The sequence below is a fragment of the Kitasatospora sp. NPDC089913 genome (genome assembly GCF_044748625.1).
GTDB lineage: Bacteria > Actinomycetota > Actinomycetes > Streptomycetales > Streptomycetaceae > Kitasatospora.
The window spans coordinates 25,819-48,464 of record NZ_JBIVGI010000041.1 but is presented as its reverse complement, the minus strand read 5'-3'; the positions used below and the strand labels follow the sequence as shown (position 1 = coordinate 48,464).

Genomic DNA, 22,646 nt, shown 5'->3' with positions numbered 1-22,646 from the left:
CCCGACCCGGCCGCACCGTCGTCCGTCCGTCGGGACCCGGGCCGCGGCCCGCCTCCCCGCAGGCCGCGGCCCGTCGAAGAAACCGAAGAACCGAAAGGCACCCCAGGTGACCAGTCACACCACAGCCGCGCAGCGAGGACCGGCCGGCGCCGGACCACGGACGGGCCGCCCGCGCGCCGCGATCGCCGCGTTCCTCGCCGCCGCGCTCGTCGTCCTCACCGCCGCCTGCTCCACCACCTCCGAGGGCGGCAGCGGCGCCGCGTCCCCGGCCGGGGGCACCGCGGGCACCACGCGCGTGGTGAAGACCCCGGACGGCGACATCACCGTGCCGGCCGACCCGAAGCGGATCGTCGGGCTCTCCTACGCCGCCGCCTGGCTCCTGGACGCGGGCATCCCGATGGTCGGCGTCACCTCGATCGACGACGCGGCGCTCTCCGCCGAGCAGAAGGCCAAGGTCAAGGAGATCCCGCTGGTCGGCGAGGGCAACGAGCTGAACTTCGAGAAGATCGCCTCGCTCAGGCCCGATCTGATCGTCATCTCCGCCCCGAAGCGGGTTCAGTTCCAGATCGACAAGCTCAGGCCGATCGCCCCGGTGGTCTCCTTCGGCATCGGCAACCCGGACGAACTCCTGCCCACCTCACTGAAGGTCACCGACGCCGCCGGGCACCCGGAGGCCGGACTCGCGGTGAAGAAGCAGTACGAGGACAAGGCCGCCAGGCTGAAGGCGACCTATGCCGAGAAGCTGGCCAGGACCGACTGGGCGATCGTCAACTCCGGTGAGCCCGGCAAGTTCTCCGCCTACGACGGCAAGTCCTGGCTCGGCCTGGTGGTCAAGGACGCGGGCGCCAGGTTCGCCACCCTGCCGGGCGTCACCTTCACCGACGCCTGGGCCGACCTCTCCTTCGAGGAGATCGGCAAGCTGGAGTCCGCCGACGTGATCCTCGTCGACGGCGACGAGGAGGGCGGGAAGCCCTCGGCCGAGACCACCGAACTGCTCGGCCAGGCCAACTGGAAGAACCTCAAGGCGGCCAGGAACGGCCAGGTCCACCCGGTCCCGGCGTTCTTCACCAGCCGCTACCCCGAGGCCGTCCGGATCCTCGACCAGCTGGAGCAGGTCCTCACGTCGCTCTGACCCGGCGCCGGCCCGGCCGCTTCCCCGGCCGGGCCGTCCGCCCCCCGCTCGCACCAGATCCAGGAGAGATCCCCGTCATGAACGACCGTCCGCAGAGCCGCCTGCCGCTGACCGATGCCCAGTCCGGTGTCTGGTACGGCCAGCGACTCGAACCCGGCAGCACCGCCTACAACGTCGGGCAGTACGTCGAGATCAACGGACCGGTCGACCAGGACCTGCTGGAAGCGGCGCTGCGACACGCCGTGGACGAGACCGAGGCGCTCGGCATGCGGTTCGGCGAGGAGGACGGCACTCCGTACCAGGAACCCGCGGCCCCGGCCGGCTGGGTGCTGCCGCGGACCGACCTGAGCGGCGAAGCCGACCCGCGGGCCGCCGCGCTGGCCCTGATGCGCGCCGACCTCGCCCGGCCGGTCGACCTGGCCGCCGACCGGCTCTTCGGCTTCGCGCTGCTCACCCTCGGGGAGGACCGCGTCCTGTGGTACCAGCGCGTCCACCACATCGCGCTGGACGCCTACGCGATGACCCTGCTGACGCGCCGTACGGCCGAGCTGTACACGGCCTCGGCCCGCGGCGAGGAGCCGCCCGCCGCGCCCGGCGTACGGCTCGCCGACCTGCTCGCCGAGGAGGCCGAGTACCGGGAGTCCGAGCGCTCCGCGGCCGACCGCGCCTACTGGACCGGGCAGCTGGCCGGCTGTCCGGAGCCCGTCCCGGTGGCCGGCGCCGGCCACCCGGCCGCCGCGGAGTTCCTGCGCACCGGCGCCTCGCTCACCGAGCCGCAGACCGCCGCCCTCCTCGCCCTCGCCCACGAGCTCCGCGCCACCTGGGCGGATGTCGCCCTCGCGGCCTTCGCCGGCTACCTCCACCGGACGACCGGCGCGCGTGACGTCCTGCTGGCCGTCCCGGCGATGACCAGGCTGGGTTCGGTGGCCCTCGCCGTGCCCGCCATGAAGGTGAACGTGCTGCCGCTGCGGGTGGCCGTCGCCCCCGGTACGGCCTTCGGCGAGCTGGTCGGACGGGTCGTGCACGCGGGACGCGACCTGCGCCGTCACCAGCGCCACCGCGCCGAGGGGATCCGGCGCGAACTCGACCCGTCGGGGCGCCGGCACGCGGTGTTCGGGCCGATGGTGAACATCAAGGCCTTCGACTACCACTTCGACTTCGACGGCTCCTTCGGCACCCCGCGCAACCTCGCGGCCGGGCCGGTGGAGGACCTCACGCTCTCCGTGTACCTGGACGGCGGCAGCCGGCTGCGGTTCGAGCTGGACGGCAACCCGTGTGCCTACACGATGGAGCAACTGATCTCCCGCGGGCAGGAGTTCCACACCCTGCTGGGCGCCCTGGCGGGCGGCGTCCGGCCGGAGCTGCCGGTCGGGCGGCTCCCGCTGCTCACCGCGGACGGTCTGCTGGAGACCCTCGGCCCGGACCCTGTCGCGGTGTTGCCGGGTTGGGGTTCTGTGGTGGGTGGGGTGGATCGGTGGGTGGGTTCGGTGCCGGGTGGGGTGGCGGTGCGGTCGGGTGGAGTGGAGTTGTCGTTCGGGGAGTTGGGGGATCGGTCGGGGCGGTTGGCGTCGGTGTTGGTGGGGTTGGGTGCGGGTCCTGGGCGGTGGGTGGGGGTGTTGTTGCCCCGGTCGGTGGATCTGGTGGTGGGGTTGTTGGCGGTGTTGCGGTCGGGGGCTGGGTATGTGCCGTTGGATCCCGGTTTTCCGGTGGAGCGGTTGGGGTTGATGTTGGGGGATGCGGTGCCGGTGTGTGTGGTGGCGGTGGGGGAGACGGTGGGGGTGGTGCCGGAGGGGGTTCCGGTGCTGCGGCTGGACGACCCGGAGACGGTGGCCCGGGTGGCGGAGGCCGAGCCCTTGGAGGAGCGCGAGTACGACGAGGCGTCGGCCGCCTATGTGATCCACACGTCGGGGTCGACGGGTCGGCCGAAGGGTGTGGTGGTGTCGCACGGTGCGTTGGGGGCGTTCCTCGCGGTGATGGGTGAGCGGCTCGGGTTGGGGCCGGGGGATGCGTGGGTGGCGGTGACGACGGTGTCGTTCGACATCGCGGGGCTGGAGTTGTTCGGGCCGCTGGTGTCGGGCGCGACGGTGGTCCTGGCGGACCGGGACACGGTGCGTGATCCGCAGGCGCTGACCGCGCTGGTGGCCCGGACCCGTCCGGCGGTCGTCCAGGCGACGCCGAGCCTGTGGGAGGAACTGCTCGCCGAGCCCGTCAGTGCCCCGGTCTGGTCGGGAGTGCATGCCCTGGTCGGTGGCGAGGCCCTGTCGGGCGGGCTGGCGGAGCGGATGGCGCGGCTCTGCGGGCGGGTGAGCAATGTCTACGGCCCGACCGAGGTGACCGTCTGGGCCACGGTGGCCGAACTGTCCGCCGGCCACCGCGGCACCCCCGGCATCGGCGCCCCGCTGCCCGGGGTGCGGGCCCTGGTCCTGGACCCCGCGCTGCAGCCGGTGCCCGTCGGAATCGCCGGTGAACTCTACCTTTCGGGCGTCCAGTTGGCGCACGGCTACCTGAACCGCCCCGGCCAGACGGCGGGCCGCTTCGTGGCCTCGCCGTTCGACGGACCCGGTGCCCGGATGTACCGGACGGGGGACGTGGTGCGCCGCGCCGCCGACGGGGGCCTGGAGTTCCTGGGCCGGGTGGACGAGCAGGTGAAGCTGCGGGGGTTCCGGATCGAGCTGGGGGAGGTGGAGTCCGCGCTGTCCGCCGTCCCCGGCGTGGGCCGGGCCGTCGCGGTGGTCCTGGCGGACGTGCCCGGTGGCCGGCTGGTGGGCTATGTGACCCCGGCCGCCGGCCGGGGTCTGCCGGAAGGAGAGGTGGTGCGGAGTGCGGTGGGCGAGGTTCTTCCGGAGTACATGGTGCCGAGTGCGGTGGTGGCTCTGGAGGCGCTGCCGTTGACGGCGAACGGCAAGACCGACCGCCGGGCGCTGCCCGCCCCGGACCGGGCCTCGGCCGGTGGCCGGAGGCCGGGGACGGCGGCGGAGCGGGCGGTGTGCACGGTGTTCGGGGAGGTGCTGGGCCTGGCGGACGTCGGGGCGGAGGACGGCTTCTTCGAGCTGGGCGGCCACTCCCTGCTCGCCGCCCGCGCCGCCGGACGCCTGCGCGGGCGGCTGGGTGTCGACGTGGCCATTCGGGACGTGTTCGAGGCGCCGACGCCGGCCGCGCTGGCCGCCCGGCTGGCGGACCGCGCGGTCACCGAACGGCCGGCCCTCACCGCGGGCCCGCGCCCGGAACCGCTGCCGCTCTCCGCCAACCAGCGCGGCCTGTGGTTCCAGTACCAGGTCGAAGGACCGAGCGCGACCTACACGATCCCCTTCGTCGCCCGGCTCACCGCCGCTCCCGACACCGCCGCGCTGGCCCTGGCCGTCGGTGACGTGCTGGCGCGGCACGAGAGCCTGCGCACCGTGTTCGGCGCCGACGAGGGCCTCCCGTACCAGCGGGTGCTGACCCCGGCCGAGGCCGCCGCCGCGGCCCCGCTGGTGGTCCGCGACGTGCCCGCCGAACGGCTGGACGCGGCGGTGGCCGAGGCACTGGCCCACCCCTTCGACGTGACCGCCGAGCCGCCGCTGCAAGTCACCCTGCTGCGCGCCGCCGAGGGTGAGCAGGCGCTCGTGCTCGCCCTGCACCACATCGCGGGCGACGAGGCCTCCCGTGGGCCGCTGCTCGCCGACCTCCAGGCCTGCTACGCCGCCCGGCTCGCCGGAGAGGTCCCGGAGCCGGCCGGACTCCCGGTCCAGTACGCGGACTTCGCGCTCTGGCAGGAACGGCTGGACACCTCGGCCGCGCTGGCGTACTGGCGCGGCGCGCTGACCGGGCTGCCCGAGGAGATCGCGCTGCCCACCGACCGTCCCCGCCCCGCCGTCCCCGGCGGACACGGCGGCCTGGTGACCCGCCGGCTGCCCGGGGAACTGTCGGCCGGGATGCTCGAGCTGGCCCGCTCCAGCCGCAGCAGCGTCTTCATGGTGGCCCACGCGGCGGTGGCGGCGCTGCTGCACCGGCTGGGCGCGGGCGAGGACGTGCCGCTGGGCACGCCGGTCGCCGGCCGGGGCGGGGAGCCCGCGCTGGACGGACTGGTCGGTTTCTTCGTCAACACCCTGGTGCTGCGCGCCGACCTGTCCGGCGATCCGACGTTCGCCGAGCTGCTGGACCGCGTGCGCGCCGCCGACCTGGCCGCCCTCGACCACGCCGACCTCCCCTTCGCGCGGGCCGTCGAGGCCGTCAACCCGGCCCGGGCACTCGGCCGCCACCCGCTGTTCCAGACCCTCGTCTCGCACAGCACCGTCACCCTCGACACCTCCGAACTCTTCGGCCTCCAGGCCCGGACGGAGCAGGTCGACCCCGGCACCGCCCGCTTCGACCTGGAGTTCACCTTCGCGGACACGGCCCACCGGGACGACCTCGACCTGCGGCTGTTCTTCTCGGCGGACCTGTTCGACCGGAGCACCGCCGAGGCCCTGGCCGACCGGCTGCTGCGGCTGCTGGCCCAGGTGACGGCCGACCCGGCGGCCCGGATCGGGGACCTGGACGTCCTGCTGCCGTCCGACCGTGCCGCGTACGCCGACGAGTCCCCGGTGGCGGTGTTGTCGGGTGGGGGTTCGGTGGTGGGTGGGGTGGATGTGTGGGTGGGTTCGGTGCCGGGTGGGGTGGCGGTTCGGTCGGGTGAAGTGGAGCTTTCGTTCGGGGAGTTGGGGGTGCGGTCGGGTCGGTTGGCGTCGGTGTTGGTGGGGTTGGGGGCGGGGCCCGGGCGGTGGGTGGGGGTGTTGTTGCCGCGGTCGGTGGATCTGGTGGTGGGGTTGTTGGCGGTGTTGCGGTCGGGGGCGGGGTATGTGCCGTTGGATCCCGGTTTTCCGGTGGAGCGGTTGGGGTTGATGTTGGGGGATGTGTCGCCGGTGTGTGTGGTGGCGGTGGGGGAGACGGTGGGGTCGGTGCCGGAGGGGGTTCCGGTGCTGCTGCTGGACGACCCGGAGGTGATCGCCGAACTCGGTCGCGCCGAGCCGTTCACCGCTCCCGCTGCCGATCCGGAGGCGGCCGCATATGTGATCCACACGTCGGGGTCGACGGGTCGGCCGAAGGGTGTGGTGGTGCCGCACGGTGCCTTGGGGGCGTTCCTCGCGGTGATGGGTGAGCGGTTGGCGCTCGGGCCGGGGGACGCGTGGGTGGCGGTGACGACGGTGTCCTTCGACATCGCGGGGCTGGAGCTGTTCGGGCCGCTGGTGGCGGGTGCGACGGTGGTCCTGGCCGATCGGGACACCGTGCGTGATCCGGAGGCGCTGACCGCGCTGGTGGCCCGGACCCGTCCGGCGGTCGTCCAGGCGACGCCGAGCCTGTGGGAGGAACTGCTCGCCGGGCCCACGACCGGCGCGGACACCTGGTCCGGGGTGCATGCCCTGGTCGGTGGCGAGGCGTTGTCGGGCGGGCTGGCGGAGCGGATGGCTCGGTTCTGCGGGCGGGTGAGCAATGTCTACGGCCCGACCGAGGTGACCGTCTGGGCCACGGCCGCCGAGCTGTCCGCCGGCCACCGCGGCACACCCTCGATCGGCCGCCCGCTGGCCGGCACCCGCGCGCACGTCCTGGACGCCGGGCTGCGACCGGTCCCGGTAGGCGTCCCCGGCGAGCTCTACCTCGCGGGCGTCCAGCTGGCACAGGGGTACCTCAACCGGCCGGAGCTGACCGCCGAACGCTTCGTCGCCGACCCCTACGGCCCGCCCGGGACCCGGATGTACCGGACGGGGGACGTGGTGCGCCGGGCCGCCGACGGCACGCTGCGGTTCGTCGGCCGGGTGGACGAGCAGGTGAAGCTGCGGGGGTTCCGGATCGAGCTGGGGGAGGTGGAGTCGGCACTGTCCGCCGTCCCCGGTGTGGGCCGGGCGGTCGCGGTGGTGCTGGCGGACGTGCCGGGCGGTCGGCTGGTCGGTTATGCGACCCCGGCCGCCGGCCAGGAGCTGCCGGACGCCGAGGAACTGCGGCGCGCGGTCGGTGCGGTTCTTCCGGAGCACATGGTGCCGAGCGCGGTGGTGGCTCTGGAGGCGCTGCCGTTGACGGCGAACGGCAAGACGGACCGCCGGGCGCTGCCCGCCCCGGAACGCGTCTCGGCCGGTGGCCGGAGGCCGGGGACGGCGGGGGAGCGGGCGGTGTGCGCGGTGTTCGGGGAGGTGCTGGGCCTGGCGGACGTCGGCGCCGAGGACGGCTTCTTCGAGCTGGGCGGCCACTCCCTGCTCGCCGCCCGCGCCGCCGGACGCCTGCGGACGGTGCTCACCGTCGCCGTCACGGTCCGCGACGTGTTCGAGGCGCCGACGCCGGCCGCGCTGGCCGCCCGGCTGGCGGACCGCGCGGTCACCGAACGGCCGGCCCTCACCGCGGGCCCGCGCCCGGAACCGCTGCCGCTCTCCGCCAACCAGCGCAGGCTGTGGTTCCTGGAGCAGCTGGAGGGTCCGGGGCCCACCTACCTGCTGCCGTTCGCGCTGCGCGTCCACGCCGCGCACGGCGGCCTCGACGCCGCCGCGCTCGCGCTCGCCGTGCAGGACGTGACGGCCCGCCACGAAAGCCTGCGCACCGTCTTCGGCGAGGACGGCGGCGTCCCGTACCAGCGGGTGCTGACCCCGGCCGAGGCCGCCGCCGCGGCGCCGCTCGTGGTCCGCGACGTGCCCTCCGCGGCGGCCCTCGCCGACACCGCCCGGGCCGCCGCCGCCCGCCCCTTCGACCTCACCGCCGAGCCGCCGCTGCGGGTGACCCTGCTGCGCGCCGCGGACGGTGACCAGGCGCTCGTGCTCGCCCTGCACCACATCGCGGGGGACGAGGCCTCGCGCGCCCCGCTGGTCGCCGACCTGCAGTCCTGCTACGCCGCGCGGCTGGCCGGGAAGGCCCCGGCCGTCAGTGAACTCCCGGTCCAGTACGCGGACTTCGCGCTCTGGCAGGAGCGGCTGGACACCTCGGCCGCGCTGGCGTACTGGCGCGGCGCGCTGGCCGGGCTGCCCGAGGAGATCGCGCTGCCCACCGACCGCCCCCGCCCCGCCGTCCCCGGCGGACACGGCGACACCGTCGAGTTCCGGGTACCCGCGCCCGAGGCCGGGGCACTGTTCCGGCTCGCCGCCGACCGCGGGGCCACGCCGTTCATGGCCGTGCACGCGGCGGTGGCGGCGCTGCTGCACCGGCTGGGCGCGGGCGAGGACGTGCCGCTGGGCACGCCGGTCGCCGGCCGCGGCGGGGAGCCCGCGCTGGACGGACTGGTCGGTTTCTTCGTCAACACCCTGGTGCTGCGCGCCGACCTGTCCGGCGACCCGACGTTCGCCGAGCTGCTGGACCGCGTGCGCGCCACCGACCTGGCCGCCCTCGACCACGCCGACCTCCCCTTCGAACGGCTGGTGGAGGAGCTCAACCCGGAGCGGCTGCTCGGCCGCCAGCCGCTCTTCCAGACCATGGTCGCCCTGGAGGAGGCCGGGCCCGACACCGGGCGACTGTTCGGCCTGAGCACCTCCGAGCTGCCCGTCGACCCCGGGTCCGCCAAGTTCGACCTCGACGTGGTGCTGCGGCCCGCCCCGGACGGCTCCGGCCTGCTCGGCGGCATCCGCTACGCCACCGACCTGTTCGACCGGGCCACCGTCCGCGGCTTCGCCGACCGGCTGGTGCGGCTGGTCGCCCGGGCGGTCGCCGCCCCCGACCTCCCGGTCGGCGCGCTCGACCTGCTCTCCACCGCCGAGGCCCGGCAGCTGGAGCGCTCCCACGACACCGCCCGGGTGCGGCCGCCCACCACCGTCACCGAGGAGTTCGCGGCCCGCGTCGCCGCCACCCCCGACGAGCCCGCCGTCGTGGCGGGCACCGAGCGGACCGGCTTCGCCGCCCTGGACGACCGGGCCGACCGGATCGCCCGGCTGCTGCTCACCCGCGGCGGCGGCCCCGGCGCGGTCACCGCACTGCTGCTGCCCCGGACCGCCGACGCGGTCGCCGCACTGCTGGCGGTGCTGCGTACCGGCGGTGCCTTCCTGCCGATCGACCTCGACCTGCCGCCGGCCCGGATCGCCGCGATGCTGGCCGACGCCCGCCCGGCCACCGTCCTGTGCACCGCCGCGACCGCCGCCCTGCTGCCCCCCGGCACCACCGCCGTCGCCCTCGACGCGCCGGACACCGCCCGGGCGCTCGCCGCGGGCCGTCCCCGCCCGGTCCTGACCGTCCCGCACCCGGCCGCCCCCGCCTACGTCATCCACACCTCCGGCTCCACCGGCGTCCCGAAGGGCGTCGTGCTCACCCACGGCGGGCTCGACAACCTGTTCCACGACCACGACCGCACGCTCTACCGGCCGACCGCCGAACACCTCGGCCGCCGGATCCGCGCCCTGCACACCGCCTCCTTCTCCTTCGACTCCTCCTGGGAGCAGCTGCTCTGGATGGTCGCCGGCCACGAACTGCACCTGCTGGACGAGCACGACCGCCGCGACGCCGACGCCGTGGTGGCGTACTGCGCGGACCACCGGATCGACGCCCTCGACGTCACCCCCTCCTACGCGCTGCAACTGCTGGACAGCGGCCTGCTCGACGGCGACCGGCAGCCGTCGGTGCTGCTCCTCGGCGGCGAGGCCGTACCGCCGCCGCTCTGGACCCGGCTGCGCGAGCACTCCGGCGTCCGGACCGTCAACTACTACGGCCCTACCGAGTTCACCGTGGACGCCCTGGTCGCGGACGTCACCGACGCGGCCTCCCCGGTCATCGGCGGACCGCTCGACAACACCCGGATCCACGTCCTCGACACCCGGCTGCGGCCGGTGCCCCCGGGGGTCCCCGGCGAGCTGTACCTCGCCGGGGTCCAGCTGGCCCTCGGCTACCTCGGCCGCCCGGGCCTGACGGCCGAGCGCTTCGTGGCCGACCCGTACGGCCCGCCCGGCACCCGGATGTACCGCACCGGCGACCTGGTCCGCCGTCGTGCCGACGGCCCGGTCGAGTACCTCGGCCGCGGCGACCAGCAGGTCAAGCTGCGCGGATTCCGGATCGAGCCCGGCGAGGTGGAGGCGGCGCTGCTGCGCCGGGACGGGGTCACCGCCGCGGCCGTCCTCGTCCGCGAGGACACCCCCGGACACCCCCGCCTGGTCGGCTACGTTACCGGGACCGCCGACCCCGGGCAGCTGCGCCGCGCGCTCGCCGAGGAACTGCCCGAGTACCTGGTGCCCGCCGCGCTGGTGGTGCTGCCCGCGCTCCCGACGACGGTCGCCGGCAAGCTCGACCGGGCCGCCCTCCCCGCCCCGAGCGCCCCCGCCCTCGGCGCCGGCACCGCCCGGCCGCCGCGCGGCGCCCGGGAGGACCTGGTCCGCGGCGCCTTCGCCCAGGTCCTCGGCCTCGCGGAGGCCGGGCCCGACGACGACTTCTTCGCGCTCGGCGGCCACTCGCTGCTCGCGGCGCGGCTGGCCGGACGGCTGCGTACCGCGCTGCGCACCGACGCCGCCGTCCGCGACGTCTTCGAGGCCCGCACCCCGGCCGCGCTGGCCGCCCGGCTCGCCGACCGCGCCGGGCGCTCCCGCCCCGCCCTGGCGGCCGGGCCCCGGCCCGCACGGGTGCCCCTCGCTCCCGGCCAGCACGGCCTGTGGCTCGCCCACCGGGTCCAGGACACCGGCGCCGCCTACCACGTGCCGGTCGCCGTCCGGCTGACCGGGCCACTGGACCCCGGGGCGCTGGCCGAGGCGGTCGGCGACGTGGTCGACCGGCACGAGAGCCTGCGCACCGTGGTCCGCGAGCACGACGGCGAGCCGTACCAGCACGTCCTGGAGCCCGGTGGACAGCGGGTGCCGCTGGTCGTCCGGCCGGTCGGCCCGGGCGGGCTCGACGCCACCCTGCGCGAGCTGCTCGCCCCGCCGTTCGACCTGGAGTCCGCACCGCCGGTGCGGGCCCACCTGGTCCGGATCGCCGAGCACGACCACGTGCTGCTGCTGACCCTGCACCACCTGGCCGCGGACGAGGAGTCGGCCGGACCGCTGCTCGCCGACCTCGACCTCGCCCACACCGCGCGGCGGGCGGGCCGCGCCCCGCGCTTCGCCCCGCTTCCGGTCCAGTACGCCGACTTCGCCCGCTGGCAGGGCGAGGTCCTGACCGGAACGGCGGAGCGGGACCGCGCCTTCTGGACCGAGCGGCTGGCCGGTCTGCCCGAGGAATCGGCGCTTCCCGCCGACCGGCCGCGCCCGGCACGGCCGACCCACCGCGGGGCGGTCGCCCGCTTCGAGCTGTCCGCGGAGCTCGCCACCGGGCTCACCGCGCTCGCCCGCGAGCACGGCGCGACCGTCTTCACGGCGGTGCACGCCCTCCTCGCCGTCCTGCTGCACCGCCACGGCGCCGGCGAGGACGTCGTGGTCGGCACCCCCGTCTCGGCCCGCGGCGAGAGCGCCCTGGAGGGACAGGTCGGCCACCACCTCAACACCGTGGTGCTGCGCGCGGACCTGTCCGGCGACCCGGACTTCGCCGCGCTGCTGGAACGGCTGCGCGACGCCGACCTCGACGCCTTCGACCACGCGGACCTGCCGTTCGACCAGGTCGTGCGCGCCGTCGCCCCGGCCCGAGCGGCCGGACGGCACCCGCTGTTCCAGACCATGCTGACCTTCCACTCGGCCGCCCCGCTGCCGGACACCCTGTTCGGCGCCGCCGCCCGCGAGGTACTCGTCGACACCGGTGGGGCCAAGGTCGACCTGGAGGTGGCCGTCGGACCGGCCCCGGACGGCAGCGGACGGCTGGACGGCGGCATCCGCCACAGCCTGGACCGCTTCGACGGGGACACCGCCCGGGCCCTCGCCGCCCGGCTGGTCCGCCTCGCCGAGCAGGTCGTCGCCGACCCGTCCCGGCCGGTCTCCGGACTCGACCCGATGGCCGCCGGGGAACACGCGCTCGCCCTGTACGGTCCGCGCTCCACCGACCGGCCCGACGCCCCCGGCGACCCGGCCGACCTGGTCGCGCTGGTGGCCGCCGGAGCGCCCGCCGACCCGGGTGCCGCCACCGCGGTCCTCACCGACGACACCGTGCTCACCCGGGCCCGGTTCGACGACCGGGCCGACCGGCTGGCCAGGCTGCTGATCGCGCGCGGGGTGGGCCCGGAGAGCGTGGTCGCGGTGGCCCTGCCGCGCTCCGCGGACCTGCTCGTCGCCGTGCACGCGGTGGTCCGGGCCGGCGGCGCCTACCTGCCGCTGGACCTCGACCACCCGCCCGCCCGCCTGCGCCACCTGCTGGACACCGCCCGCCCGGTCTGCGTCCTCACCGAGCCCGGGTCGGCCGGCCGACTGCCCGACGGGGCGCCCCCGGCACTGCTGCTGGGCACCGCCGCCACCGAGGAGGCGCTGCTGGCCCGCCCCGCCGGACCTGTCACCGACGCCGAGCGCACCGCCCCGCTGCACCCGGACCACCCCGCGTACGTCATCTTCACCTCCGGCTCGACCGGGCTCCCCAAGGGCGTCCAGATCACCCACGCGGCCGTCGTCAACCGGCTGCGCTGGATGCAGGACGACTATCCGCTCGGCCCCGGCGACCGGGTGCTGCACAAGACCCCCGCCGGCTTCGACGTCTCGGTCTGGGAGCTCTTCTGGCCCTTCGCCGCTGGTGTCCCCGTGGTCGTCGCCCGGCCCGACGGGCACCGGGACCCGGGCTACCTCGCCGAGCTGGTCCGCCGCCACCGGGTGAGCGTCGCCCACTTCGTGCCGTCGATGCTGGCCGCCTTCCTGACCGAGCGGTCGCCCGCCGGACTCCCCTCGCTGCGCCGGGTGTTCTGCAGCGGCGAGGCGCTGGGCGGCGAGCTGGCCGAACGCTTCCGCACCGCCTGCGGCCCCCGCGAAGTGGCACTGGAGAACCTCTACGGCCCCACCGAGGCCGCCGTCGACGTCACCGCCGAGCACTACCGGCCCGACGGCACCGCTCCGGAGGGCGTCCCGATCGGCGCGCCGGTGCGCAACACCGGGGTGCGGGTGCTGGACGCCCGGCTGCGGCCGGTCCCGCCCGGCGTCCCCGGCGAGCTCTACCTGACCGGGGTGCAGCTCGCCCGGGGCTACCTGGGCCGTCCCGGCCTGACCGCCGAGCGCTTCGTGGCGGACCCGTACGGCCTGCCCGGCACCCGGATGTACCGCACCGGCGACCTCGCCCGGCGCACCGCCGACGGCCGGCTGCACTACCGGGGGCGGGCCGACGACCAGGTCAAGATCCGCGGCCTGCGGATCGAACTGGGCGAGGTGGAAGCGGTCCTGGCCTCGCTGCCCGGGGTCGCCGCGGCGGCCGCCGCCGTGCACCGCAGCGCGCACGGCGGCACCCTCCTGGTCGGCTACGCGGTGCCGGGGCCGGGCGCCGCCCCGGACCGGCGGGAGCTGCGCCGGCTCGCCGCCGAGCGGCTGCCCGGCTACATGGTGCCGGCACCGGTCCTGCTGCTGGACGCGCTGCCGCTGTCGGTCAACGGCAAGCTCGACCGGCGCGCCCTGCCCGCACCGCCGGCCCCCGAGGCCCCGGTCGGCACCGCCGCCCCGGCCGACGGCCCGGGCACCGCCGCCCCGGCCGACGACCCGGGCGCCGACGGGCCGGCCGACGACCCGGGCGCCGACGGCCCGGGCACCGATCCCGCCGCCCGGCTGGCCGCCCTGATGGCCGAGGCGCTCGGCCTGCCCGCGGTCGACCCGGGCGCCGACTTCTTCGAACTCGGCGGGGACAGTCTGGTCGCGATCCGGCTGGTCTCCCTGGCGAGGAGGGCCGGGCTCACCCTGACCGCCCGCCAGGTGTTCGAGGCACCCACCCCCGCCGGGCTGGCCGGAGCCGCCGTCCCGGCCTCCGCCGAGGCCCCCGCCCGCCGCACCCCCGCCGACGACGGCCCCGGCGCCCTCCCGCTCCCGCCGATCGCCCACTGGCTGGCCGCCCGCGGCGGCCCCGTCGACCGGATCGCCCAGACCCGGCTGCTGACCCTGCCGCCGGGCCTGCGGCCCGAGCACCTGACCACCGCCCTCCAGGCCCTGCTGGACCACCACCTGGGGCTGCGTCAGCGCCTGCACCGGCCCGCGCCGGGCGTCTGGGCGGTCGAGGCGCTCGCTCCCGGCGCGGTCACCGCCGCCGACCGGCTGCGGATCCTGCCCGTCGACGACCCGGGCGGTGCCGTGCCGCCCGACCTGCTCGCCGCCGAGTCCGCCGCGGCCGTCGGCCGGCTGCTCCCCGCCGAGGGCCTGCTCCTGGCGGCCGTCCACTTCGACCCCGGCCCCGACCGCTCCGGGCGGCTGCTGCTCGCCGTCCACCACCTCGCGGTCGACGAGGTCTCCTGGGGCATCCTGCTCGACGACCTCCGCACCGGCTGCCAGGACGCCGCGGCCGGCCGCCCGCCCCTGCTGCCACCCGTCCCCACCTCGCTGCGGACCTGGACCACGCACCTGCTCGCGGAGGCGCACAGCCCCCGCCGGACCGCCGAACTCGACCACTGGCAACGCGCCGGGGACGCCCGCCGCCCGCTCGGCTCCCGGCCGCTGGACGCCGGGCTGGACACCGTCGGCACCGCCCGCTCGTTCACCGTCACGCTGACGGCGGAACGCACCGCGCCGCTGCTGGACACCGTGCCCGCGGCCGTGCACGGCACGGTCAACGACGTCCTGCTCACCGCCCTCGCCCTGGCCGCCGCGAGCCTCGCACCGGACGCCGCGGACGGCGGGCTGCCGGTCGAGCTGGAGGGCCACGGCAGGGAGGTGGACCTGCTGCCCGGCGCCGACCTCTCCCGCACCGTCGGCTGGCTCACCAGCCTGTACCCGGTCCGCCTCGACCCCGGGGCGGTCGACGCGGCCGCGGCCCTGGCCGGCGGCGAGGACGCCGGCCGGGCCCTCAAGGAGGTCAAGGAACAGCTGCGGCGCGTTCCCGGCGGCGGCATCGGCGCCGGACTGCTGCGGCACGCCAACCCCGCCACCGCACGCCGCTTCGACCCCGCGGCCGGCCCCGAGGTGCTCTGGAACTACCTCGGCCGACGCACCGTCGCCCCCGGCACCCCGTGGGGCCCCGCCCCCGAGGCCGGCGCGCTGGACGACGGCGCCGACCCGCGCACCCCGCTCTCGCACCCGCTGGAGATCGTCGCCCGGATCGACCCCGGCCCCGACGGCCCGCGGCTCGCCGCACGGTGGATCACCGCCGCCGGGAGCCTGCCGCCGGAACGCGCCCGCGCCCTCGCCGACGCCTGGAGCGCCGCCCTGGACGGCCTCGCCGCCTGGGCCGCCACCACCTCGGCCGGCGGCCGCACCCCCTCGGACCTCGACCTGCTCACGCTCGGTCAGGACCAGATCACCCTGCTCGAACAGATGTGGAAGGACCAGCGATGACCGAGGCCCGACTCCAGGACATGCTGCCGCTGTCGCCCCTGCAGGAAGGCATGCTGTTCCTGTCCTCCTACGACGAGCGGGCCCCGGACGTCTACACCGTCCAGCTGACCGTCGCCCTCGACGGGCCGGTCGACCCGGACCGGCTCACCGCCGCCGCCCGGGCCCTGCTGGGCCGCCACGCCAACCTGCGGGCCGGCTTCTGGTACGAGAACATGCCGCAGCCCGTCCAGTTCGTCCCCGCCGAGGTGGACCTCGCCGTCCGCCCGCACGACCTGCGGGCCGCCCACGCCGCCGACCCCACCGGCGCCGCCCTGCGCGGCCTCGAACGGGCCGAGCTGGCCGAGCGGTTCGTGCTGCACCGCCCGCCGCTGCTGCGGCTGGCACTGGCCCGGCTGACCGACCGCGAGCACCGGCTCGTGGTGACCGTGCACCACATCCTGGTCGACGGCTGGTCGATGCCGCTGCTGGTGCGCGAGCTGCTGGCGCTGTACGACCGGGACGGCGACCCGCGGGGCCTGCCCGACGTCCGCCCCTACCGGGACCACCTGCGTCGGCTCGCCGGCCGGGACCGGGCCGCCGCCGAGGCCGCCTGGCGCACCGCGCTGGCCGGCACCGACGGCCCCACCCTGCTCGCCGCCCCGGACCCGGCCCGGCGGCCGGTGCGCCCGGCCCGGCACGCCGTCCGGCTGGGCGAGGAGGCCACCGCCGCCCTGCACGCCACCGCCCGCCGGCTCGGCACCACCCCCAGCACCGTGCTGCAGTGCGCCTGGGGCCTGCTGCTCGGTTCGCTGACCGGGCGCCGGGACACCGTCTTCGGTCTCACCGTCTCCGGCCGGCCCGAGGACCTGCCCGGCGCGGACACGATGATCGGACTGTTCATCACCACCGTGCCGGTCCGGGTCGACAGCCGTCCGCAGGAGTCGTTCGCGGAGCTGGTCCGCCGCTTCCGCGCCGAGCAGAACGGCCTGCTGGCCCACCAGCACCTGGGGCTCCAGGCGATCCAGAAGCAGGCCGGCGGCGGCGAGCTCTTCGACACCCTGCTGGTGATCGAGAACTACCCGGTGGACCCGTCCGCCCGGCCCGCCCTGGCCGGCGGCGCGACGGTCACCGGCGTGACCGCCCGCGACGCCACCCACTACCCGCTCACCCTCGCGGTGACGCTGGAGCGCGCCGCCGTGCTGGAACTCGAGTACCGGCCGGACCTGTTCACGGCGGACCGGGTGGAGCTGATCGGCGAACGGCTGGCCGAGCTGCTGGCCCAGGTCACCGCCGGCCCCGACCGGCCGGTCGGCGCCCTGCGCACGGTGACCGCCGCCGAGCACGCCCGCGCGGCGGCCCGGGGCCGGGGCCCCGCTCCGGCCCCGTACGAGGGCCCCGTCACCGACCGGTTCACGGCCCACGCCGCCACCGCGCCCGGGGCCACCGCCCTGGTCTGCGGCGGCCGCCGGACCTCCTCCGCCGAGCTGGAGCGCCGCTCGGCCGCCCTCGCCCGGCGGCTGGCGGCCCGCGGGATCGGGCCCGAAGCGGTCGTCGCCCTCGCCCTGCCGCGCACCGAGGCCGCGGTCGTGGCGCTGCTCGGCGTGCTGCGGGCCGGTGCCGCCTACCTGCCGCTGGACCTCGACCACCCCGACGAGCGGCTCGCCGCGATGCTCGAGGACGTCCGGCCCGCGTGCGTGGTCACCACCGCCGCCGCGGCCGCCCGGCTTCCCGCGGGCGCGGCCGCCCCGCTGCTGCTCGACCCCTCGGGCCGGACCGTCGAGGGCGAGACCGTCGCGGGCAAGGCCGACGTCGGCGACGGTGACGGCGTCGAGGGCGCACCGGCGGTCCGGCGGCCCGGCCCCGAGCACCCCGCCTACGTCATCCACACCTCCGGCTCCACCGGCCGCCCCAAGGGCGTCGTCCTCACCCACCGCGGCCTCGCCAACCTCTTCGCCCACCACCGCGCCGCCCTGATCGACCCCGCCGCACGCACCGCCGGCCGCCGGGTCCGGGCCCTGCACACCGCCTCGTTCTCCTTCGACACCGCCTGGGAGCAGCTGTTCTGGCTGCTCGCCGGCCACGAAATGCACCTGCTGGACGAACACGAGCGCCGCGACCCCGAGTTCGCCGTCGACTACGTGCGCCGCCACCGCATCGACACCCTCGACGTCACCCCCACCCAGGCCCGGCAACTGCTCGAGTGGGGCCTGCTCGCCGACGGCCAACACCGCCCCGCGCTGCTGCTGCTCGGCGGGGAGGCGGTGCCGCCCGCGCAGTGGGCCGCCGTCCGGGCCTGCGAGGGCCTTCGCGCCGTCAACCTGTACGGCCCGACCGAGTTCACCGTCGACGCCCTGGCCGCCGACCTCGCCGACAGCGTGGGGCCACTGATCGGCGCCCCCCTGTCCGGCGCCACCGCCCTGGTGCTCGACCACGCCCTGCGGCCGGCGCCCGACGGGGCACCCGGCGAGCTGTACCTCGCCGGCACCGGCCTGGCCCGCGGCTACCTGGGCCGCCCCGGACTCACCGCCGAGCGCTTCCTCGCCGACCCCTGCGGCCCGCCCGGCGGCCGGATGTACCGCACCGGCGACCTGGTGCGCCGTCTGCCCGACGGCCGCCTGGAGTACCTCGGCCGCGCCGACGAGCAGGTCAAGATCCGCGGCCACCGGATCGAACCCGGTGAGATCGAGGCCGCCCTCACCGCCCTGCCGGGCGTCGCCACCGCCGCGGTCGTGGTCCGCGAGGACACCCCCGGCGTCCGGCGCCTGGTCGGCTACCTCACCGGCCCCGCCGACCCGGCCGCCACCCGCCGCGTCCTGGCCGGGAAGCTGCCCGACCACCTGGTGCCCGCCGCCCTGGTGACCGTCGACCGGCTGCCGCTCACCGTCAACGGCAAGCTCGACCGGGCCGCGCTGCCCGTGCCCGCGCTGTCCGGCGACGCCCGGTCCGCGCCCCCGCGCACCCCCGCCGAGGACGCGGTCTGCCGGGCCTTCGCCGACCTCCTCGGCCTCACCGCGGCAGGCGTGGACGACGACTTCTTCGCCCTCGGCGGCGACTCCATCACCTCGATCCAGCTGGTCTCCAGGCTCCGCAAGGAGCAGCTGGTCCTCACCCCGCGCGCCGTCTTCGAGCACCGCACCCCCGCCCGGCTGGCCGGCGCCGCCACCGCGCCCGCACCCGGACGGACCGCCGCCGCGGCCGCCCTGCTGCCCGCGGAGACCCGCCGCCGGGCCGAGGAGCAGTGCCCCGGAGCCGCGGACGTCCTGCCGCTCTCCCCGCTCCAGGAGGGCCTGTACTTCCACGCCGTCTACGACGACCGTGCCCTCGACGTCTACCTGATGCAGAACTTCGTCGAGCTGCTGCACCCGGTCGACGCCGCCGCGCTGCGGGCCGCCGTCGAGGCCCTGCTGCGCCGCCACCCCAACCTGCGCGCCGGGTTCCGGCACGAGGGCCTGGACGAGCCGGTGCAGGTGGTCCCCGGCCGCTGGTCGCTGCCCTGGCACGAGGTCGACCTCGCCCACCTCGACCGGGCCGCCCAGGACCGCGCCCTGGAGGAGTTCTCGCACGCCGACGCCGCGACCCGGTTCGACCTGGCCGACCCGCCGCTGCTGCGGGTCACCCTGTTCCGGTTCGGCCCCCAGCGGTACGTGCTCTGCGTGACGCAGCACCACATCCTCACCGACGGCTGGTCGGAGTCGCTGTTCTTCGAGGAGCTGTTCGCGCTCTACCAGCACGGCGGCGACGAGGACGCGCTGCCGCCCGCCACCCCCTACCGGGAGTTCCTCCAGCACCTCGCCGCCACCGACCGCGCGGCGTCGGCCGAGGCCTGGCGCGACCACCTGGCCGGCCTGCCCGCGGCCACCCTGGTCGCCCCCGAGGACCCGGCCCGGCAGCCCGTGATCGCGCGGGTCCGCACCGTCCTGCTGGACGAACCGGCCGCCGACGCCCTGCGCGCCTTCGCCCGCTCCTGCGGCGTCACCCTCAACACGGTGCTCAGCGCCGCCTGGGCGCTCACCCTGGCGGGCCTCACCGGATCGGACGACGTGGTCTTCGGCGCCACCGTCTCCGGGCGGCCGCCGGAGCTCCCCGCCGCGGACACGATGATCGGGATGTTCATGAACACCCTGCCGTTCCGGGTCACCGTCCGGCCGGGCGAACCGGTCCGCGACTTCCTGGTCCGCACCCAGCGCGAGCACGCCGCGATGCTCCCGCACCACCAGGCCGGACTCGGCAGCGTCCAGCGGCTCAGCGGCTTCGGCCGGCTCTTCGACACCCTCTACGTCTTCCGCAACACCCCGCTCGACGACGCCGCCCGGGAGGCGGCCGTCGCCCGGCACGCCATCGGCTGGACCCACAGCGTCGACGGCACCCACTACCCGCTGACCCTCGCCGTCACGCCCGACCGCGCCGTCGAACTCAGCCTCGCCCACCGCCCCGACCTGATCGACGACGCCACCGCCGCGGCCGTCGCCGACCGGCTCGAAGCCCTGGTGCGCGCCCTGCCGGACGCCGCCGCCCGCCCGGTCGGCCGCCTCGCCCTCACCCCGCCCGGGGAGCGGGCCCGGCTGCTCGCCCTCGGCGACGACACCGGCCACCCCGTCCCCGCCACCACCGTCGACCGGCTGCTCGCCGAGCGGGCCGCCCGCACTCCCGACGCCACCGCCCTGGTCTGCGGCGGCGAGCGGTTGAGCTACGCCGAACTCGACCGCCGCGCCGACCGGCTCGCCCGGGCCCTGCTCGCCCGCGGCGCCGGACCCGAGGCCGTGGTCGCGCTCGCCCTGCCGCGGTCGGCCGACTACGTCGCCGCGCTGTTCGCCGTGCTGCGCAGCGGCGCCGCCTACCTGCCGCTGGACCTCGACCACCCGGACGAGCGGCTGGCCGCGATGGTCGAGGACGTCCGCCCGTGCTGCCTGGTCACCGTCGCCGCCGTCGCGGACCGGCTGCCGGAGGACCCCGGCACCCACCGGCTGCTGCTGGACGACCCGGCCGGTCCGCCCGGCCCCGCCGACCCGGCCCCGGTCACCGCCGCCGACCTGCCCGGCCCCCGGCACCTCGACCACCCGGCGTACGTCATCCACACCTCCGGCTCCACCGGCCGCCCCAAGGGCGTCGTCGTCCCGCACCGCGGCCTGACCACCATGCTGGTCAACCACCGGGCCAGGATCTTCGCCCCGGTCGAGGAACGCGCCGACGGCCGCCGGCTGCGCATCGCGCACACCGTCTCCTTCGCCTTCGACATGTCCTGGGAGGAGCTGTTCTGGCTGGTCGACGGGCACGAGGTGCACGTGATCGACGAGCGGCTCCGGCTCGACCCGCAGGCCCTGGTCGAGCACTACCGGCGCGAGCGGATCGACGTCCTCAACGTCACGCCCTCCTACGCCCAGCAGCTGGTCGAGGCCGGACTGCTCGATTCCGGCCGGCACCGGCCGCTGCTGGTGCTGCTCGGCGGCGAGGCCGTCCCCGAGTCGCTCTGGCAGCTGCTGGCCCGGACCGACGGCACCACCGGCTACAACCTCTACGGCCCGACCGAGTACACCATCAACGCACTCGGCAGCGGTGTGGACGAGAGCCGCACCGCCACCGTCGGACGCCCGATCATGAACACCCGCGCCCTGGTGCTCGACCACGCGCTGCGCCCGGTGCCGGACGGGACCCCCGGCGAGCTGTACCTGTCCGGCGACGGCCTGGCCCGCGGCTACCACGACCGACCCGGACCGACCGCCGCCCGCTTCGTCGCCGACCCGTACGGCCCGCCCGGCGGCCGGATGTACCGCACCGGGGACCTGGTGCGCCGCCGCCCGGACGGCCCGATCGACTACCTCGGCCGCACCGACCAGCAGGTGAAGATCCGCGGCTTCCGGGTCGAGCCGGGCGAGGTCGAGTCGGCGCTGCTGGCCCTGGACGCGGTGGCCGCCGCCGCCGTCGTCGCCCGGCCCGGCCCGGCCGGGCACCGCCTCGTCGCCTACACGGTGCCCGTGCCCGGGCACCCGGCCGGGCCGGCCGAACTGCGCGCCGGGCTCGCCGCCACCCTGCCCGAGTACCTGGTGCCGGCCGCCTTCGTCACCCTCCCCGCGCTGCCGCTCACCGTCAACGGCAAGCTCGACCGGGCGGCGCTGCCCGCCCCGCCCGCCGCCGGCCCGGCCGGGCGCCCGCCCGCCGACACCCGCGAGGAACTGCTCTGCCGGCTCTTCGCCGAGGTGCTGGGCCTGCCCGCCGTCGGCGTCGACGACAACTTCTTCGAACTCGGCGGCCACTCCCTGCTCGCCATGCGCCTGGCCGGCCGGATCCGCGCCGAACTCAACACCCCGGTCCAGGTGGCGACCCTGATGACGGCGCCGACCGTGGCCGAGGCCGCCGCCCGGATCGGCACCGACGCCCGCGCCGACGCGCTGCGCACCCTGCTGCCGCTGCGCGAACGGGGATCGCTGCCACCGCTGTTCTGCGTCCACCCGGCCTCGGGCTTCAGCTGGCAGTACGCCGGGCTGCTGCGCCACCTCGACCCGGAGCGCCCGCTCTACGGCCTCCAGTCGCCCGGTCTGCGGGGCGAACTCCCGGACGTCGACGACGTCCGCGGGCTCGCCGAGCTCTACCTCGCCGAGCTGCGCGCGGTCCGTCCGCACGGCCCGTACCACCTGCTGGGCTACTCCTTCGGCGGCACGGTCGCGCACACCATGGCCGCGCTGCTCCAGCGGGACGGCGAGGAGGTGGCCTTCCTCGGACTGCTGGACGCCTACCCGCCGGAGACCGAGGACTGGGCGTTCGCCGACGACCCGGCGTTCCGCGAGCGCCTCGCCGAGGAGGAGAGCGGCTTCCTGCTCGGTGTCGCCGGGATCGCCCCGGCGGGCGGGGACGAGGGGGAGGGAGCCGGGGGCGCCGTCGACCGGGAGCGGGCGATCGCCGCGGTCCGCGACAGCCGGGGTCTCCTCGCCGGCTTCGACCGCGAGCTGTTGGAGGCCGTGGTCGACACCAACCTCCACTGCGTGCGGCTGCTGGCGCGAAGCCGCACCCCGGAGTGGACGGGTGACGCCCTGTTCGTCACGGCGGCCCGCACCACCGCCCCCGGGGACGCCCCGGGCCTGGTCTGGCCCGGGTACCTGCGCGGCCGGCTGGTGGAGCACGTCCTCGACGTCTCCCACGACGAGCTGATGGACCCTCCCGCCCTGGACCGGATCGGTCCCTTGGTGCAGCGCGCGCTGGCGGAGGGGGTGTGAGCGGTCGCCGCGCCGCCCGGGCCCCGCCGGGCGCCGCGCCGCCGT

3 protein-coding genes are annotated in these 22,646 nt (G+C 76.7%); all 3 read left to right on the top strand.

Annotated elements, in window-relative coordinates; all coding sequences use genetic code 11:
* Positions 1-106: 106 nt before the first annotated feature.
* The 3 genes from ACIPYS_RS36950 (at position 107) to ACIPYS_RS36940 (ending at position 22,601) form a co-directional block, all read left to right on the top strand.
* Entirely contained in the window at positions 107-1,132 is a 1,026-nt protein-coding gene (locus tag ACIPYS_RS36950; RefSeq protein ID WP_400754553.1) for an ABC transporter substrate-binding protein, read from the top strand.
* 77 nt (positions 1,133-1,209) lie between these two features.
* Positions 1,210-15,414 (top strand): amino acid adenylation domain-containing protein, encoded by a 14,205-nt coding sequence (locus tag ACIPYS_RS36945; RefSeq protein WP_400754550.1) that lies wholly within the window; start codon positions 1,210-1,212, stop codon positions 15,412-15,414.
* Entirely contained in the window at positions 15,411-22,601 is a 7,191-nt protein-coding gene (locus tag ACIPYS_RS36940) for an amino acid adenylation domain-containing protein (protein ID WP_400754547.1), read from the top strand. Before ACIPYS_RS36945 ends, ACIPYS_RS36940 begins: the two co-directional genes overlap by 4 nt.
* Positions 22,602-22,646: the final 45 nt, after the last annotated feature.